The sequence below is a fragment of the Pseudidiomarina atlantica genome, from assembly GCF_000753735.1.
In the GTDB taxonomy this organism is placed as follows: domain Bacteria; phylum Pseudomonadota; class Gammaproteobacteria; order Enterobacterales; family Alteromonadaceae; genus Pseudidiomarina; species Pseudidiomarina atlantica.
In genome coordinates, this window is record NZ_JPIN01000007.1 from 23517 (window position 1) to 39975 (window position 16459).

General features: G+C 46.4%; 20 protein-coding genes. 3 read left to right on the top strand and 17 right to left on the bottom strand.

Annotated elements, in window-relative coordinates:
- Nucleotides 1-212: 212 nt before the first annotated feature.
- The 8 genes from IDAT_RS07265 to IDAT_RS07295 form a co-directional block, all read right to left on the bottom strand.
- A complete protein-coding gene (locus tag IDAT_RS07265; RefSeq protein WP_034732385.1) occupies nucleotides 213-578 on the bottom strand; it encodes a glyoxalase superfamily protein in 366 nt (121 codons plus the stop codon).
- Nucleotides 579-721: 143 nt separating this feature from the next.
- Complete coding sequence (qacK, locus tag IDAT_RS07270; RefSeq protein WP_034732386.1) at nucleotides 722-1054, bottom strand: quaternary ammonium compound efflux SMR transporter QacK; 333 nt, start codon at nucleotides 1052-1054, stop codon at nucleotides 722-724.
- Between the two features lie 548 nt (nucleotides 1055-1602).
- Nucleotides 1603-2982, bottom strand: coding sequence for an ATP-binding protein (locus tag IDAT_RS07275; RefSeq protein WP_034732387.1), 1380 nt, complete (start codon nucleotides 2980-2982; stop codon nucleotides 1603-1605).
- Nucleotides 2979-3644, bottom strand: coding sequence for a response regulator (locus IDAT_RS07280; protein WP_034732388.1), 666 nt, complete (start codon nucleotides 3642-3644; stop codon nucleotides 2979-2981). The genes IDAT_RS07275 and IDAT_RS07280 overlap by 4 nt, the downstream gene beginning before the upstream one ends.
- The gene (locus tag IDAT_RS13465; protein WP_341871925.1) at nucleotides 3619-4782 is read right to left on the bottom strand and encodes a phosphoethanolamine transferase; all 1164 of its coding nucleotides are present in this window, start codon (nucleotides 4780-4782) and stop codon (nucleotides 3619-3621) included. Before IDAT_RS13465 ends, IDAT_RS07280 begins: the two co-directional genes overlap by 26 nt.
- Nucleotides 4712-5209 (bottom strand): phosphoethanolamine transferase domain-containing protein, encoded by a 498-nt coding sequence (locus tag IDAT_RS13470; protein ID WP_280113580.1) that lies wholly within the window; start codon nucleotides 5207-5209, stop codon nucleotides 4712-4714. Before IDAT_RS13470 ends, IDAT_RS13465 begins: the two co-directional genes overlap by 71 nt.
- Nucleotides 5190-5885 (bottom strand): phosphatase PAP2 family protein, encoded by a 696-nt coding sequence (locus tag IDAT_RS07290; protein WP_034732389.1) that lies wholly within the window; start codon nucleotides 5883-5885, stop codon nucleotides 5190-5192. Before IDAT_RS07290 ends, IDAT_RS13470 begins: the two co-directional genes overlap by 20 nt.
- Nucleotides 5873-6235 carry a diacylglycerol kinase gene (locus tag IDAT_RS07295; RefSeq protein ID WP_034732390.1) on the bottom strand — a complete coding sequence of 121 codons (363 nt, stop codon included), beginning with the start codon at nucleotides 6233-6235 and terminating at the stop codon, nucleotides 5873-5875. Before IDAT_RS07295 ends, IDAT_RS07290 begins: the two co-directional genes overlap by 13 nt.
- Before the next feature lie 110 nt (nucleotides 6236-6345).
- Between IDAT_RS07295 and IDAT_RS07300 the strand changes: the two genes are divergently transcribed.
- Nucleotides 6346-8337, top strand: a complete 1992-nt coding sequence (locus tag IDAT_RS07300) for an LTA synthase family protein (protein WP_034732391.1) — start codon at nucleotides 6346-6348, stop codon at nucleotides 8335-8337.
- 448 nt (nucleotides 8338-8785) lie between these two features.
- Here the strand turns inward: IDAT_RS07300 and IDAT_RS07310 are convergent, their stop codons facing one another.
- From IDAT_RS07310 to IDAT_RS07330, 5 genes are all read right to left on the bottom strand, one after another.
- Entirely contained in the window at nucleotides 8786-9106 is a 321-nt protein-coding gene (locus IDAT_RS07310; protein ID WP_156099498.1) for a hypothetical protein, read from the bottom strand.
- Between the two features lie 166 nt (nucleotides 9107-9272).
- On the bottom strand, nucleotides 9273-10070 hold the full coding sequence (locus IDAT_RS07315) for an alpha/beta fold hydrolase (protein WP_034732394.1): 798 nt from the start codon (nucleotides 10068-10070) through the stop codon (nucleotides 9273-9275).
- A 175-nt stretch (nucleotides 10071-10245) separates the two neighbouring features.
- Nucleotides 10246-10533, bottom strand: coding sequence for a NadS family protein (nadS, locus tag IDAT_RS07320; RefSeq protein ID WP_034732395.1), 288 nt, complete (start codon nucleotides 10531-10533; stop codon nucleotides 10246-10248).
- Nucleotides 10530-10847 (bottom strand): type II toxin-antitoxin system RelE/ParE family toxin, encoded by a 318-nt coding sequence (locus IDAT_RS07325; RefSeq protein WP_034732396.1) that lies wholly within the window; start codon nucleotides 10845-10847, stop codon nucleotides 10530-10532. The genes nadS and IDAT_RS07325 overlap by 4 nt, the downstream gene beginning before the upstream one ends.
- 132 nt (nucleotides 10848-10979) lie before the next feature.
- Nucleotides 10980-11417, bottom strand: coding sequence for a nucleoside deaminase (locus IDAT_RS07330; RefSeq protein WP_034732401.1), 438 nt, complete (start codon nucleotides 11415-11417; stop codon nucleotides 10980-10982).
- A gap of 126 nt (nucleotides 11418-11543) precedes the next feature.
- On the opposite strand from IDAT_RS07330, the gene dbpA reads away from it, so the two are divergent.
- A complete protein-coding gene (dbpA, locus tag IDAT_RS07335; RefSeq protein ID WP_034732402.1) occupies nucleotides 11544-12947 on the top strand; it encodes an ATP-dependent RNA helicase DbpA in 1404 nt (467 codons plus the stop codon).
- Here the strand turns inward: dbpA and rluF are convergent, their stop codons facing one another.
- Both rluF and IDAT_RS07345 read right to left on the bottom strand, forming a co-directional pair.
- Nucleotides 12948-13835, bottom strand: a complete 888-nt coding sequence (gene rluF, locus IDAT_RS07340; RefSeq protein ID WP_051986645.1) for a 23S rRNA pseudouridine(2604) synthase RluF — start codon at nucleotides 13833-13835, stop codon at nucleotides 12948-12950.
- Nucleotides 13836-13954: 119 nt separating this feature from the next.
- A complete protein-coding gene (locus IDAT_RS07345; protein WP_034732404.1) occupies nucleotides 13955-14473 on the bottom strand; it encodes a GNAT family N-acetyltransferase in 519 nt (172 codons plus the stop codon).
- An 89-nt stretch (nucleotides 14474-14562) separates the two neighbouring features.
- Between IDAT_RS07345 and IDAT_RS07350 the strand changes: the two genes are divergently transcribed.
- On the top strand, nucleotides 14563-15252 hold the full coding sequence (locus IDAT_RS07350; RefSeq protein ID WP_034732406.1) for an aspartate/glutamate racemase family protein: 690 nt from the start codon (nucleotides 14563-14565) through the stop codon (nucleotides 15250-15252).
- Nucleotides 15253-15338: 86 nt separating this feature from the next.
- Here IDAT_RS07350 and IDAT_RS07355 read toward each other — a convergent pair whose 3' ends face one another.
- Both IDAT_RS07355 and IDAT_RS07360 read right to left on the bottom strand, forming a co-directional pair.
- Entirely contained in the window at nucleotides 15339-15944 is a 606-nt protein-coding gene (locus IDAT_RS07355; RefSeq protein WP_034732407.1) for a peroxiredoxin, read from the bottom strand.
- A gap of 36 nt (nucleotides 15945-15980) precedes the next feature.
- A complete protein-coding gene (locus IDAT_RS07360; protein ID WP_034732409.1) occupies nucleotides 15981-16319 on the bottom strand; it encodes a Grx4 family monothiol glutaredoxin in 339 nt (112 codons plus the stop codon).
- Between the last annotated feature and the right edge of the window lie 140 nt (nucleotides 16320-16459).

Below are 16459 nucleotides of genomic sequence, written 5' to 3' on the forward strand. Positions count from 1 at the left end.
ACCTAAAATCCGAAGTCAATGCCGTGCTTATGGCGATTCGCCTGGCTTTTTTCGTCATCAAACTCGAAAATGTTCATGAGTATAAATTATTCCTTTTTTTACTCATTTGGCAAGATAGCTAGAAAGGAGTGGCTGCTAACGCCGCTAAGCACGCGCGGCTACGGAATGGAGGCGAAGCCGCAATGCAGTAGACGTCGCCGTGACTTGCATGGTTATGTGGTTGTGCGTTCATTGAACAAGATTCTGTTTGAAAACGGATCTACCACTTCAAACACCCTGTCGCCCCACGGTGCTGCTGTAATTTCCGGCCTGGAGTATCTGTAGCCTCGCGACGTTATTTCGTGGTGCAACGCCTCAAGCTCATCCGTATTCACAAACGTTTTGGAACCGGGAGTGCAATCACCTGAATGCTCACTCAGATGAAAGACCAGATCGCCTCGGGAAACCTGCATATAGATAGGGAAGCCCGCCTCAAAGCGGTGCTCCCAATCCAAGGACATACCGAGAAATTCCAGATAGAACTCCTTGGCCTTTGCCTCATCGAAAATCCGAATAATCGGGATGGCTTTAAACTGCATCCATGCTCTCCTTACACATAACGCCCGGCACAGCGGCAGCCGTAACGGAGCGGTTTTGTGTTAATGTTTGAGCGCAGCGAGTAACACAAAACCGCGTAGTGTAGGCTGTCCGCCTGCTGCCGATTGTTAGATGCCAGTGCCACTTAATGAACGCTTGCCTTAGAAAGCAAATTTAAAACCAATACACCGCAAACTATTAAACTAATACCCACGAAACCCCATGCATCAATCTTTTGCCCGTAAAGCCCCCATGCAACAGCAGTGACTAATACTACGCCAAGGCCAGACCAAACTGCATAGGCCACCCCTACAGGAATAGACTTCAAGACCAATGAAAGGAAATAAAATGCAATTCCATAGCCAACAATTACGATGAAAGATGGTACGAGCTTCGTAAAACCTTCACTGGACTTTAATGCAGATGTTGCAACTACCTCTCCAAGAATCGAAATAGTAAGAAATAACCAGCTTTTCATGATCCGCCTCCAATATGATTCGAAGGGAGTATATGTCTTTTTCTCTTAAAATTGCAGTCTTGAAGAAAAAAATTATTCGTGCGCAACTTTCCGGTTAATTACATCTAACATTTGTATATTGTGCGTGCGCGTTTAGCAACTCGTCCAATTGATGGTTTTCAGCTCTTAACTTACTGAGCAAGCAGGCATTCCTAACTTGAAAGAATCCGAGTTAGCAAAGGCAATTTGAGCATGCTCAGTTACACTCTACCGATCGCACAATATCCAACTTTTATTTTTTTGTTATGTCATTGACAGTAAACGACTTAAATAAAAAACACAACAGCAAAACGCGCAATATTCCCAAAGTGAATGTGCCGTGCATCGCTAGCGACACCGACACTTACTAATAACGGGCGGCTAGTCACTAGTTGGATTAGGCCGAAAATCATAAGGTCTGCTTTTCGCTCGTTGCTGACCGCCAGCATAGTGCCAACAGCGGACGCTAGCACCTCATGATATTAATTGTTAGAGGCACCAACAGTAAAATACGATCACTTCCCAAGGTTTCACTTAGGTAACTCTATGTGCACTTCAAGCCCCGTGGGATGTGAGTTGTTGAATGAAATTTTTCCATGGTGCAGTTGCACTATCTTTTGTGTAATCGACAGGCCTAAACCAGCGCCTGATACAGCACTATGTTCTTGAAGTCGATAGAAGCGCTCCCCCAACCGCTCAAGTGTTTCTTTAGGGACACCCTTGCCTTCATCAGCAACCTTGATAATGACTCTGTTAGCAGTCTCGAGCGCGACTACCTGTATTTTCGAACCTTTCGGCGAAAATTTCATTGCATTGGACAACAGGTTGGTTAAAACACTAACGATAAGAGTTTCGTCACAAATTATTCGAATAGAGGAAACATCAATGTGCCATTGGTGATTTTCCACTTTATTGATTGGTAAGTGATTTAGCGCCAAAGAGACCAACTTACTGATTTCAACTTCCTCAAACTTTTCAGTAAAGTTTAGGCTATCAAGCCGATTCAACAACAACAGTTGATTAACAAGGCGTGACATTCGCTCCACGGAGTTAAAAATGGACCTGCCAGAGTGCTTGGCATCGTCAAGTGAATCAGCTGAAATGACATTTTCGGCGTGTACTTGGATTGCGCTTAACGGTGTGCGCAGTTCGTGAGAAGCATCAGCGACAAACCGCTTTTCGCGTTCCGAGAACATTTTAATTTGATGCAACAACCGATTGAGTGCTTGCCGGATCGGAACTAACTCATTAGGCAGTTCGGACTCAACTGGCGACAAATTATTTAACTCCCTAGCTCTTAGGTCTGCAGCAAAACGTTTTACGGGTTTTAGGACAATATAAACGATGAGGAGTATTAATAGGCTAATTGGAACCCACATTAATAATAGTGGATAGAGTTGCTCTGAGGCCAAGTAGCCACTCAGCTCACCTCGAACATCCTGACGCTGAAAAGTATGAACCCATATGCCTTTGGATTCCTCGAAGTAGCTAAAGATAAACCACGTGTTTTTGTCACTCTTTAATGTATGGTAACCCGCTTCTAAACCCTTAAGGTTCAATGATTGAGCCTGGTTTGTTGAAGCCAGCAAATTACCGTCGACATTGTAAATTTGATAGCCAATCTTAGACTCGTATTTATGGCCGCTGGGACCTTTTTCTTCAGCGTAGCTATCCTCTCCGGTATCATCATATTGCGATATCGGAATTATTTGAGTGACAGACAGTTTATTTTTAGCGGGCGCATAAAACGTTGCGAGCGACTTTGCGGTCTGAGCAAGTTGTGCATCAAAAACCTCATCCAGCTCATGCAGAATATCTCTGTAACTCGCCCAAGCCGTGACGGCAAGTACAGTAACCACGGCTAAGTTGATGCCAACAACCAATGAGCGACGAAGTGACCACAGGCTCATGATGACGCATCTTGTAAGCGATAACCTAGGCCTCTTATCGTTGAGATAAGATTACCATCGATTTTCTTGCGTAAATGGTGAATGTGTACTTCCAGCGAATTACTCTCATGTTCGCCTCCCCAGCCATAGCATGCATTCGCTAATTGCTCTTTACTCACTATTTTTCCTTTGTGTAGCGCTAACTGTTTCAGTAACAACCACTCAAGCCGAGTTAAATTAATCATTTTGTCACGAAAACGGCATTCCTGTGATGAAAGGTCAATATTCAGTTGCCCACAGGTTATAATATCGTTTAAGTGTTGGTTTGCTTTGCGAACCTGCACTCGAATACGCGCTTCTAATTCGCGTAATTCAAAAGGCTTAACCACATAGTCGTTGGCGCCTTCGTTTAATGCCAGTACTTTAGTATCAATATCATCCCACGCTGTAAGTACGAGAATCGGGATTTCTTGGCCTGCTTTCCTTAACTTTTTAATCAGTGGTACGGCATTTCCATCGGGCAGTCCGAGATCAAATATTGCAAGGTCAAATTTATCTGTCCTAAGGGCGCTCTCAGCTTCAGACAAGTTTGCCGCTAGCTCAACCAGGTATCCCATTCGGCCTAGACCCTTGATTATTCCCTCAGCCAAATGCTTATCATCTTCTAGGAGTAGCAAACGCATGTGCGTACCGTCCATCAGGTTTAGTTAAATCAAGGTGTTCGTTGTAAACAGAGGCTTCAACATTAAAGTAGCCCAGGATCGTATGCGAAAAATTATCATGACTGATAGTAGCGCCCGTTTCGTGTTTACTTACATTAAATTCGTCGGACGGCCATACTATCCAGGGTATGTGACGCTGTTCTTCTGGAGCTATCCAGTTAGGCAAGCCATGCAGATAGATACCGTTATCCCCTAGTGATTCACCGTGGTCAGATACATACATCATACTGCTGTCCAGTTCAGTATGGCTTTTCAATAACTTTATGACCTGACTTACAAGTTGATCGGTGACGAGCAAACTGTTGTCATAAGCATTAGTAATTTCATCCACAGAACAATTCGACAGCTCTTGACTTTTGCATTCGGGTAAAAACCGTTTCATTTCGTTAGGCGACCGTTCGTAATAGGCAGGCCCATGACTTCCCATTTGATGAAGCACAATAATTGAGTCCTGATGCAAATTGCTTAACCAAGATTTGAGTTGTTCGAGCATATCTACATCATAGCATTCCAACTCCCCACATCGGGACTCGCTCATTTTGACGGTTTTAATTCGATTACAGACATCTTTGCAGCCAGAGTTATTTTCTATCCATGTTGCATTAATACCGGCAGTTTCTAAAACATCTAATACATTACTCGAGTTTCTAGCAACATCCGAGTAATTATCAGCTGTTAAAAAACTGAACATGCACGGCACTGAAATAGCAGTTGCCGTTCCACACGATGTAGCGCTTTTATAGCTGAATATTGGCTCTGATGTCATGAGCGCATTCAGTGAAGGCGTTGTCAGCCGAGCATAGTTATTGATTGAAAAATGGTCCGCACGCGCTGTCTCACCCAAAACGATTACCATGACTCTCGGTTTTTCAGACGTACTTACCTGAAAGGCATCTTGCCCTAATCTTATAAATTGAGTTGGGGTCTCTAATTTTCGTTTCAAAGCCGAGACGGTTGCTGATATGACGTTGAAAGGAGCGACTCTGTACTTCATATCTCGATGGTTGCGAAATAAAGAAGCGAAGTCGTCATAACTGGTGTAAGCGATACCGACCGCTAATACTGAAAAGCAAGTCGCCGCTGCAATGCCTTGTTTTATTTTTGTTGCCGTACTGGAAGGGGGGGAGTTTTATATACGCCAGCAATAACGAAGGGATAACACCAAGTGTTATGAAGGTTTCAAAAAAACTCCCAGAGAGTTGGTCGCGAGCCTCAGCCGTATCGGTCTCAATTGCATTAATTATCATATCTGCATCAATGATAATGCCATATTCCGACATGTAAAAAAGTGCAGGAGCAGCAAGAACAAACAACAATATTGCGAATGGCTTGAAAGCATTAACGCATCGGCTGATGGCGAGCGCAACAGTATAGAAAAAAGCAATGAACACCACCAGTTTGACTTGCGTGAACCCATGAACCCCGTATTCACTCAACGCACTCATAAGAGGACCCGAGTATCCAAGAGCAAGCCAAGCCGCAACGAGTATTAATAGAGCTGGAAAATTAAGCGTCAGTCGCTGCATATTGCTCACCTATATGAAAGATAAATAAAGAAACGCTCCAACAGATGAATGCTGTTGTTATGTCATCAATAAAGAAGTGTGCGCCCCGGAGCTGTTGAACACCTCCAAGTACAAAGCCGGAAGAAAGTGACAGAGTCAGCGAAGCTCTCGCAAGAAAAGGTCTGCTTTTACGCCAGAAAAAGTACAGAGCAATCCAGGCAAAGCCAATACTTGAATGTCCCGAAGGGAAGCACCGACCCGACCCAAAATGAGTGTCGTTGAACGACCATAAGCTGATATATGGTTTGGCTCCTCCGTATAATTGCAAATCCCAAGGACAGTCCATACCAAGCATAGCCTTAAGGTAATTCACTAAACCAAAAGACAACAAAACCGATAAGAGTAACAATACATACCGGCGCCGCTTGCTGTCCCTTTTGGTTGGTAAGAACTGAGCCACGGTTAGGAATAGGACAAACACTACAAATGCGAGATTAAGCTTCCGTATACCGTCATGAAGAATCGTTTCAGTGATAAAATGGTGCCGTAAAGACCACTGTCCCCCTTCGAGCTGGTATAAAGTATTGGCGACCAAAAACTTAAGCTCTAAAAATTCTACGACCAGTAATAAAGCCACAAAAACCACCAAAACACGTGTCCAACGCCTCCAAACCGTCATGGACTCTAAAGCGGCCATAACACAGCTACCCAAACGACGATGAACTGACAGATAGCAATGAATACTGCAGCGGAGGCGATGTCTTTTGCTCGACCGCTGAGCTCGTGAAAGTCGGGGCCAATGCGGTCGACAACCGCTTCAATGGCGGAGTTCAGTAGCTCTGTAATAAGTAAACCAAGCAATGACATAAGCAGTAGCAACCGCTCTGAAAGCTCAAGCTCTGCTATCACTAAAACTGGCAGCAACACCAACAATAAAAGTACCTCTTGTCGAAAGGCCGCTTCAAAACGCCACGCCGCTCTAAGCCCTTTCATGGAATACTGCGTTGCGTCGATTATTCGGGCTACGCCAGTTTTCCCCGGTTTCATAGTCACCTCATTAGGAATGAAAAACTGCATAGTAAGCAGTCAATATTAAGTTCAGCTTAAGGTTTGTTTTTTAGTATTGCGTTCATTATCAGAACTGAGTTGGGCTACTAATGAGCAATACACCTTTACTAAGAGAACTGAAGCCGTCGCTATTCCAATACCGGACGCTTATAGCGGGCTTTTCGCTGGGCTTAATTATACTAAGTATTAGTCGCTTACTATTATTTATATGGCAGTTTGATCGCGTAACTGAGGCAGGAAACCTCAGTTACCTGATGTTGATGGGCCTCAGAGCAGACATCGTTCAAATGGGTTATCTAACATTACCTCTATTGCTATTCGCGCCATTATTTTTAAATCGTTGGGGTGCAAGAGCTTGGCAAAAAGTTCAAAGCATTTGGTTGATTATTGCTATCACCTATATCACGTTTATGGAGATCTCAACGCCTGCTTTTGTTATGCAATACGATTTACGGCCTAACCGTCTGTTTATTGAGTATTTAGAGTACCCCAAGGAAGTGCTAAGTACCCTTTGGGGAGGATTTAAAATCTGGTTACTTTTGACCGTGGGAGTGTTAAGTATTTGCCTGTACGGACTAATTAAGCTTGCTAAGCGACTAAACCAGGCTACTTATGGTCATAATCAATACACTGGCAGGGCGCTTATTGCTTGGCCGCTTTTGATGGTGCTTGTTTTTGCCGGCGTGCGTTCAACCTTAGCACATCGTCCTGCGAACCCCGCATTTTTTGCCGTTACATCGGATGCTTTGGTGAATAGTTTAGTTATCAGTTCGGCCTATTCGCTAGAGTACGCAATTTACAGTATGCGGCACGAGGAAAATGCCTCACGAATCTATGGAGATGCCAGCTTAGAGGAAATTCTTAACACAGTTCGAGCCCAGCCACACCTGGCAGACAAGGCATTTCCATCTGAGGAATACCCCACAGTGCACTTTAAAAAAGCCTCCCGGAGCTTCGACAAACCCAAAAATATCGTCGTTATTTTGGAGGAAAGCTTAGGCGCGACTTTTGTTGAAGATCTCGGTGGTATCAATGTCACGCCAAACCTACAGCAACTTAGGAAGGAAGGGTGGTGGTTTCAGCAGCTTTACGCAACAGGCACTCGGTCAGTTCGTGGTATTGAGGCGGTTATTTCCAGCTTCTTACCCACTCCGGGAAGGAGTACAGTGAAACTATCATTGTCTCAGCAAGATTTTTATACCGCTGCTGATCTGTTGTCGCGTGAGGGATATTTCACTGAATTTCTTTATGGTGGTGAAACCCACTTTGACAACATGGGGAGCTTTTTCGCAAGTAACGGTTTCCAGTCTATTCTTGGACAGAGTGACATTGATAACCCCAAGTTTGTCGGTAGCTGGGGAGTGAGCGATGAGGACCTGTTTGACACCGCTCATAAAAGGTTTGAGAAACTAGCTAAAAAGAATACGCCCTTTTTTAGCTTGGTATTTACTTCGTCAAACCACGAACCCTTCGAGTTTCCGGACGATGAAGTCGAGCTCTATTCTACGCCCAAAAACACGGTAGAAAACGCTGTCAAATACGCTGACTTTGCGCTGGGTAAGTTTATCGACAAAGCAAAGACGAGTAATTACTGGGAAGATACGATTTTTTTGATTGTTGCTGATCACGATACGCGCGTCTATGGAAACGAATTAGTTCCCATCCAAAAGTTCCGCATCCCAGGACTCATTCTGGGAGGCTCTATTCAACCCAAAGAGATTAATGAAATTACCAGTCAGATCGACTTAATGCCCACGGTTATATCGCTTGCAGGTATATCTGCCTGGACGCCTGCGATAGGTCAGGATATTTCTAATGATACCGTGCCACCAGCTAATCGTGCGATGATGCAATTTGGTAATAACTACGCATGGATGACACCTCAAGGGGTGGCCATTTTAACTCCTGGAGAGGATAGAACCGGTCGCTATAACTTTGATGAGCGCAAATTTGTGACTGACCAAAATATCAATCAGAGGTTGCGTACTGAGGCACTAGCGCATGCATTATTGCCTTCTTGGCTATATCAACACCGAGCATATTTTGTCCCAGAGCGTTTAACTGAGCCTTCAAACGAATAGACCTTAGTTAGAAGTTAGATTAAAGGCTTTAAATTGAGCAATTGTGGGGCTGCTACTTGGGCCGTAATCAGTCCGCTCATCGCTCATAGCAGACTGCCTGCTTGGCACCATTGTCGGACGTTAACGCTCGAGCAATACATCAGAGCTTATTCCATAGGCTCGACTCAGGAAGCTTATCAAGCGCCTTTTTGCTAGCGAAGAAGCGCGTAAGTCCGCAGTCTTTACACACAATTACTCTGAACTTGGCGCTCGAAAGAAAAGAGCCCAGTCCTGGCAGGTAGTTAGGCGCATAGCCACCTCCAGACGAGACTTCCTTGCTGAGGTACAAGTTCGAGCGTCCACACTCCGGACAAGTAGAATCGTTAGTCATGCATATTCCTCTGTGGTAAAACGTGATATTCGTCTTCACTTTTCCTGCTGCGCGCTCGTTGATGAACTCGGCTTTATGTCAATGTGTAGCATCATAAATCCGCAAAGCCTCGTCCTTATCGCTCAAGGACCGAAGGAAGACGCCTGGCTTGATGCCCGTGAAGTCTTCTCCCTGCAACAGAATGAGCCGCACCAACGTGTCACCCTCATATACATCGCTGATCTGGCCCAAGCTGTAATGGAGGTGTCTTGCCAATGGCACTCGAATAACCGAGGGAACGTTTGATGCGTTCGTGACAAGAACCTCGTCGACGGTAATGAGTATACGGATGATGTTCTCGAGGCCAGGCCCAGTACGCGCCTCCCTGTCTTCGACAGGCTTACCGTTACCATCAATCATATCGACACCCGTGACGCGACCGATTAAAATGTGGTCAGCCTCCTGAGCCATCTCCTCGAGCGTTGCCTCGAACGGAAAGCCTGCGAAGGCGGGAACGCAGAGCAAAACAGCAAAACAACGAAGCGCTACTTAGTTGTTCCGCGTGATTGAGATAAGTGTGCCTTGCCTAATGCTCCATTAACAACAACAGCTCGCTAACCACAAGTTCAGGCTCATCAAATTGCACAAAGTGCCCGCTTTTTTCAGTTAAAACCGATTTGCCTTGCGGGAACGCGGCTGCCCACTCTTGCCAAAGTTCGCCCCACATTGCCCGTCCGCGATCGGTGAAAAATAAGTTCGGCGGATTCTCCATTTTCTTAATCGAAGTAATGACCGTTACCGGCATATCTTTAATTTGTGGGTAATCGGGCAACGGCCGCTTGCTCCAGAAGTCTAAGTATTGATTAGACATGCCGTTCTTCATATCGTCGAGTTTGATTTGCGCAATTTCTGCGTTGCCCTTTTCTAAGTCTATTGCGCGTAAAATATCAACGTCATGTTCGGACGATGGATCTAACATCAACAGCGCTTTTATTTGTTCGGGGTAAGCTGCTGCAAAGTCTCGTGCAACACTCCCGCCGTAGGAATGCGCGATCAAGATAACGGGTTGTTGAATGCCTAGTTCAATGAGCAACGTGCTGGCATGGTCAGCGTAATCTCGCGAGGTAAAATGCTGCTGAATCGCAGTTGAGTTGCCGTTGCCGACGCGCGAATAACGAATAACTTTTGCGTGCTCTGAGAGGCGTTGAAAAACCGGGTCCCAGTCTGACATGCCTGCGCTGCCGCCAGCTTCGAAAAGAATCACTTCACTGCCACTTCCGGCAATCTCGTATTCGAGATCATAGCCTTTAACTTTCACAACATCGGGATTCGCGAAAGCAACCACAGGAACGAGCAAACCTATCAACAACCAATGCAACCTCATCATCTGACCTTCTACTTTTGCAAAGAAAAACTTCGCATGGGTTATCCCATACCGCCGTCACAAGACATGACTGAGAATTGTAACTGGCTTTAGTTGGACCAACGGCGTGTACCGCGCTTTCAAAGAACTACTCGACCAGCATAAATGAGGTTTTAATTCACAGTTCGAGCCAACTTCACTGACATGCCTTGATCACGTGAAGCGGGTCTTTGGCAATTGCGCGAATGAGCACTTTTGCCGGTCCCGTTGGCTCACGACGCCCTTGTTCCCAGTTACGTAACGTACCAACGTCTACACCAATCAACTTTGCGAATTTATCTTGGCTTAAGTTGATCTGTTGACGAATCTTCTTTACCTCAACGGCTGCGACAAATTGCGCTCGACTAGGTGATTTTTCACCCTTTGCGATCGCATCCATCAGCTGGACACTCTCCAATAGTTCGTCAAATGTTGTCGTTTTCATGGTTGCCAATTCTCCACAATACGCCTTAAGGTCTTTAGCTGGTCAGGTGAAAGATCGCTTTGCTCATTCTTTGCAAACACAAACAACATCCAAACTTGATGTAATGAGTTTGCGTAGTAATAGAGTATTCTATAACTTCCCCGCTTGCCTTTGTGATCACCTGACCACCGTAGTTTACGAATTCCTCCACTACCTTTAATTACCGCACCCGCAATTGGATTTAATGCCAGCTGGACTTGTAACAATCGATAGTCTTCATCAGCAACGAATGATTTAATTCGCTTGGTGAAAATTGGAGTTTCAATGAACTGCATTATACGCCAGTGACTCATGTTAGTAAAATTACGTAATCGTCAAAGCGTATGGCTGACCATATGCTAGGTCAAACCTATAAATCTGTAAGAAAGAACAGCTAAATATTAAAAATTCTGTGGTGAAATGGTTGTTTATTCGCCGATATCTTCAAACCAAAGTTCGGGCTTCTCGGCAATAAACGTCGTCATCAGTTCAATACAGGTCGGGTCTTGCAACACGTCAACCTTAACACCTGCTTCGCGCAATCGCTCTTCGGCGCCCATGAAGGTTTGGTTTTCGCCCACGATAACGTGCGGAATACCGTACAACTCAATCGCGCCGGAACACATACAGCATGGCGATAAGGTCGTATAAATCGTACACGCTTTGTAAACCGACGCAGGTTGCCGGCCAGCATCAGCAAAAGCATCCATTTCGCCATGCAAAATAGGACTACCGCTTTGCACGCGCCGATTGTGCCCACGGCCAATAATCTTGCCGTTATGCACCAACACCGAGCCAATCGGCACACCGCCCTCAGCGAGTCCTTTTTGCGCTTCTTCAATTGCCGCTTGCATGAATTTGTCCATGGTTATTCCTTTAGTAGATTAAACAGCACTATCAGTGCTGTTCTGCTATACTACCACGCTATTTTTTTGCGCGTTAAGCGCGTTTTGCGCTTTACGATGCGCCCGCCGATAAAGTGAATCATCATCATGTCTGAAACAACATCCCCCACCACGCCAAGCGTTCGCCAGTTCAATGAGCTAAAGCTGAAAGATGCGCTATTGAGCAGCTTGAACGATGCGAAGTTTACGGAAATGACGCAGGTGCAGGCCTACAGCTTGCCGAAAATTCTGCGTGGTGAAGACGTGGTGGTACAGGCCGAAACCGGCTCGGGTAAGACAGTGGCTTTTGCCTTGGGGTTATTGAGCAAACTCGATACCGAATCTTTTGCACCGCAAGCCTTGGTGCTTTGCCCAACTCGTGAGTTGGCGGAGCAAGTTGCCGAGGCGATTCGCAAGCTGGCCAAGGTGATGGGCAACGTCAAAGTGTTGACCTTGTGCGGCGGCGCGCCATCGAAAGTGCAAGCAGCATCGCTCGAGCATGGTGCACATGTGTTGGTCGGTACACCCGGCCGTGTACTGGATCATTTGCAAGCAGAGCGTTTGCAACTCGCGCAGTTACAAACCTTGGTGCTCGACGAAGCTGACCGTATGCTCGAAATGGGCTTTCAGGACGAGCTTGCTGGCATCATCGACAAAACGCCCAGTAACCGCCAAACCTTGCTGTTCAGTGCTACCTATCCGCAAGGGATTCGTCAACTCACCAAGCAGGTGTGCAACGACGCTGAAATCATTAAAGTGGCCGCAACTCACACCCAGATCTCAATTCAGCAACGCTTTTATGAGCTCGGTGATGATACGCCAGCGCAAGCGGTGCGAACGCTGCTGCTGGACCTGCGCCCCGGCAACTGTATGGTGTTTTGCAACACTAAAGTGGAGACGCAAAACATTGCGGATGCGTTAAAAAGCAAAGGCTTTAGCATTCTTACGCTACATGGCGATATGGAACAAAAAGATCGCGACCAGACCATGGTGCAATTCGCCAACGGCAGTGGTCGTGTATTAGTTGCCACCGACGTGGCAGCGCGAGGTTTAGATATTGCTGAGCTCGATCTGGTCATCAATGTTGGCATGGCGCACGATATCGCGACGCATACGCACCGTATTGGCCGCACGGGCCGCGCGGGAGCGGAAGGATTAGCCGTGACACTGATTGGCGCCAAAGACGATTTCAAAATGCGGCTGCTAGAAGACACGCTATCGGCCCCCATCAAGTTACTTGAATTGCCGCCTCTCAATACTGCCGTAGCGCCGCTTACCGCAGAGTTTGTCACCCTACAACTCAATGGTGGTAAGAAACACAAGTTACGCCCAGGCGACATCGTTGGTGCCTTAACGCGCGATAAGAGGCTGAGTGTTGATGATATTGGTAAGATCAAGGTGCAAGCACAGTGGGCTTACGTTGCGGTCAAATCAACTAAAGTGAATCACGCGCTGGCCTTGATCAATAACGACAAGATCAAAGCCAAACGTTTTCGTGCCTGGGCGCTCTAATTATTTCTCTGCTGGTTTGTTCAGACGTAGCTTGCGACGGCCGGTTTTGCCGTCTTTGTCGCTCGCTTTGTCACGAACTTGTGCGTGACGCGAGTTAGCCCAGGGCGACGCTGCTGCGGGCTTTTTCTGCGGTGGCTTACGGCGCCGATGCCCAGCCGGTGCTTCTGAAGACGAATGCTCAATCGATTTCATAATGTCAGCGAGTTCTGCGTCGGTGAGATTACGCCACTGTCCCACTTGCAGCTTACCTAAGCTCACGTTCATGATGCGCACGCGCTCCAGCTTGCGCACTTCGTAACCAAAATGCTCGCACATGCGTCGAATTTGCCGGTTCATACCTTCAATCAGAATCAAGCGGAAGGTAAAGGTTGATTCCTGGCGCACCTTACACTTTTTCGTCATGGTGCCTAAAATTGGCACACCATTGGCCATACCCTTAATAAAATCAGGCGTGATCGGCCGATCGACAGTTACGACATACTCTTTTTCGTGCTTATTACCGGCGCGTAAAATTTTATTGACCAAATCACCGTTGCTGGTCAAGAAAATAAGGCCTTGTGAGTCTTTATCTAAGCGACCGATCGGAAAGATACGACTTTTATGTCCGACAAAATCGACCATATTTTTTGGCTCGGCAGAATCAGTAGTACTGACAATCCCCACCGGTTTATTCAGCGCAATAAAGACAAATTTTTCTTTATCGGTCGGCTTAATGTTGCGCCCGTTTACCAGCACTTGGTCGCCTGGCATCACCTGATCGCCAAGCCCTGCCTGCTTGCCATTAATCTTGACCACGCCTTGCTCGATAAAGCGATCGGCCTCGCGACGCGAGCAATAACCGCTCTCGCTAATGAATTTATTTAACCGTTTTCCTGCCGACTCAGGCATAAAACCTCTATTCGCGCTGCTAAAAATATAAAACGATGGCTAGTGTATCAATTAATTACATCGAGCTACCAGCAACAAACATCCCAGCGGCAACGAATACGCTATTTGGTCAGAGTAACTTATTGCTGCGCCAACCACTCATGCTTTAATAGACTCAAGGTATACCAGCCCTGATACACGCCGTCTTTTTTAACGGTATCGCGCGCTAAGCCCTCGACTTGAAAGCCAAAAGTCTCTTGGTAGAACTTCAGCGCTCGTGCGTTCGATTCAAACACGTTCAAATCAATGCGGTGAAAATTCAGTTCATCAAAGCCCAGCGTCAACAACGCCGCAAACATGGCGCGTCCATGCCCCGCTGAGCGCGTCTGCGGATCTACCATGGCCACACCTATGTGACCAAAGTCGTTGGGTCTATCAATACGTGTAAAGTGCACCATGCCCACGGCTGTGTCGTTGACGCAATACTTAAAACACAAGCGCTGGTTGGCATTGCCGGCGCTTTCCACAAAAAAAGCTTCGAACACTTCGCGCTGTAATGGGTAGCCAAAGGCATTGCCACAGACTTTGAAGTAATCCTCAGGATCAGCAAGCCAACCTGACACCAATTCAAAGTCATCTTTTTGCAATGGAACTAACAATGCGCTCTCCTACTTTCTGTCGTGATTGCAATCGCGTCATGCGCGCCCTAAGCTGTGGCAATGTAACCAGAACAAGGGATTTGAGCAAGATGAAAACCATTGGTTTGATAGGCGGCATGAGCTGGGAATCAACACAGACGTATTATCGATTGCTCAATGAGCAGGTCCGTACGCGCCTAGGTGGCTTGCACTCAGCGAAGATAATTCTCAACAGTGTTGATTTTGCTGACATCGAACCCTTACAGCATCAGGGCGATTGGGCCGGTACCGCAGAGATTCTAACGACAGCGGCGAAGTCACTCGAAGCAGCAGGTGCTGATTTCTTTTTAATTGGCACCAACACTATGCATAAAGTCGCGCCAGAACTGCAAAACGCCGTAAAAATCCCGTTGTTGCACATTGTCGACGCCACGGCTGAGGCACTCAAAGCAGACAACATCACCAGCGTAGGTTTGCTCGGCACAAAGTTCACCATGGAACAAGCTTTCTACCGTGAACGCTTAGAAGCCCAAGGCCTCAAAGTGCTCATACCTAACGAAACTCAACGGACGATCGTGCATGAGGTAATTTTCAAAGAATTGTGTCTCGGCGTCACTCAGCCAACCTCTAAGCAGGCGTATCTCAACATCGTGAAAGACTTACATCAGCAAGGTGCGCAAGCCGTCATTCTCGGGTGTACCGAAATCGGCATGCTCATCAAATCGACCGACACCACAGTGCCGCTCTACGACACCACCGAACTGCACGCCAACGCCGCCGTCACCTACGCCCTAAAATAAAAAAGGCCGCCCAGTCGGGCGGCCCTTCAGTCTGTTGTCGCTTTTACGAATAACGAATAACGAACAGCGAATAACGCTTTTCGCTCTTACAGCTTACCTGCGTTCTTAGACAGGTAGTCAGCTACGCCTTTAGGGTCCGCTTTCATACCTTCGTCGCCTTCTTTCCAGCCAGCTGGGCAAACATCGCCGTGCTTCTGGTGGAAGTTCAACGCGTCAACCAAACGAATCATTTCGTCGATGTTACGGCCTAATGGTAGGTCGTTGACGATTTGGTGACGTACTACGCCTTCTTCGTCGATCAAGAATGATGCACGGAAAGCAACGCCTGCTTCTGGGTGCTCAACGTCGTAAGCTTTACAGATAGTGTGCTTAACGTCAGCAACCAAAGGATATTTCACTTCGCCGATACCGCCATCTTTTTCAGCAGTGTTGCGCCATGCGTTGTGCGTGAATTGTGAATCGATAGAAACACCAATCACTTCAACGCCACGCTTTTGGAATTCAGCTAAACGGTGATCAAATGCGATCAACTCTGAAGGGCAAACAAAAGTGAAATCCAACGGATAGAAGAAAACGACCGCTTTCTTACCTTTGATTTGCTCATGCAAGTTAAAGTTTTCAACAATTTCACCCGTTCCTAATACCGCAGCAGCAGTGAAATTAGGAGCTTTACGGCCTACTAATACACCCATTTTAATTCTCCGTAATGTTGGTTGTTTAAACGTAAATTAATCTTCAGAAGGTGCAGGATTGCGTTCTGCAACTTCATTAATCAGTTCCTGTAGTTCGCCCTTCTGGAACATCTCCAGAATAATATCACATCCGCCAATGAGTTCACCCTCAACCCACAATTGTGGGAAAGTTGGCCAATCAGCGAATTTTGGTAATTCTGCACGGATATCTGGATTCTGCAAAATATCAACGTAAGCAAAGGCTTGACCGCAACTCATTAAGGCTTGCGAAGCTTGTGAAGAAAAACCACAGCTCGGCAACTTCGGTGAACCTTTCATGTAGAGCAGAATTGGGTTTTCAGCAATCTGCTGCTTAATTTTTTCTACAGTTTCCATGCAATCATCCTCACATCGATTGGGCTTTATAAGGCGTAAAGTTTATCATAAGAGGAGTGCCCATTGCAGTAGTCGCTTGCCTTCTTTAGTAGGCTCTACTGACAATAGAAAAAACGCTTACTACCCTTGAAATAATCTTT

Bases quoted from the DNA above. Each gene is read 5' to 3' on its own strand.
- IDAT_RS07265 (WP_034732385.1), bottom strand. From the start codon at position 578: ATGCAGTTTAAAGCCATCCCGATTATTCGGATTTTCGATGAGGCAAAG.
- qacK (WP_034732386.1), bottom strand. From the start codon at position 1,054: ATGAAAAGCTGGTTATTTCTTACTATTTCGATTCTTGGAGAGGTAGTT.
- IDAT_RS07275 (WP_034732387.1), bottom strand. From the start codon at position 2,982: ATGAGCCTGTGGTCACTTCGTCGCTCATTGGTTGTTGGCATCAACTTA.
- IDAT_RS07280 (WP_034732388.1), bottom strand. From the start codon at position 3,644: ATGCGTTTGCTACTCCTAGAAGATGATAAGCATTTGGCTGAGGGAATA.
- IDAT_RS13470 (WP_280113580.1), bottom strand. From the start codon at position 5,209: ATGCAGCGACTGACGCTTAATTTTCCAGCTCTATTAATACTCGTTGCG.
- IDAT_RS07290 (WP_034732389.1), bottom strand. From the start codon at position 5,885: ATGGCCGCTTTAGAGTCCATGACGGTTTGGAGGCGTTGGACACGTGTT.
- IDAT_RS07295 (WP_034732390.1), bottom strand. From the start codon at position 6,235: ATGAAACCGGGGAAAACTGGCGTAGCCCGAATAATCGACGCAACGCAG.
- IDAT_RS07300 (WP_034732391.1), top strand. From the start codon at position 6,346: ATGAGCAATACACCTTTACTAAGAGAACTGAAGCCGTCGCTATTCCAA.
- IDAT_RS07310 (WP_156099498.1), bottom strand. From the start codon at position 9,106: ATGATTGATGGTAACGGTAAGCCTGTCGAAGACAGGGAGGCGCGTACT.
- IDAT_RS07315 (WP_034732394.1), bottom strand. From the start codon at position 10,070: ATGAGGTTGCATTGGTTGTTGATAGGTTTGCTCGTTCCTGTGGTTGCT.
- nadS (WP_034732395.1), bottom strand. From the start codon at position 10,533: ATGAAAACGACAACATTTGACGAACTATTGGAGAGTGTCCAGCTGATG.
- IDAT_RS07325 (WP_034732396.1), bottom strand. From the start codon at position 10,847: ATGCAGTTCATTGAAACTCCAATTTTCACCAAGCGAATTAAATCATTC.
- IDAT_RS07330 (WP_034732401.1), bottom strand. From the start codon at position 11,417: ATGGACAAATTCATGCAAGCGGCAATTGAAGAAGCGCAAAAAGGACTC.
- dbpA (WP_034732402.1), top strand. From the start codon at position 11,544: ATGTCTGAAACAACATCCCCCACCACGCCAAGCGTTCGCCAGTTCAAT.
- rluF (WP_051986645.1), bottom strand. From the start codon at position 13,835: ATGCCTGAGTCGGCAGGAAAACGGTTAAATAAATTCATTAGCGAGAGC.
- IDAT_RS07350 (WP_034732406.1), top strand. From the start codon at position 14,563: ATGAAAACCATTGGTTTGATAGGCGGCATGAGCTGGGAATCAACACAG.
- IDAT_RS07355 (WP_034732407.1), bottom strand. From the start codon at position 15,944: ATGGGTGTATTAGTAGGCCGTAAAGCTCCTAATTTCACTGCTGCTGCG.
- IDAT_RS07360 (WP_034732409.1), bottom strand. From the start codon at position 16,319: ATGGAAACTGTAGAAAAAATTAAGCAGCAGATTGCTGAAAACCCAATT.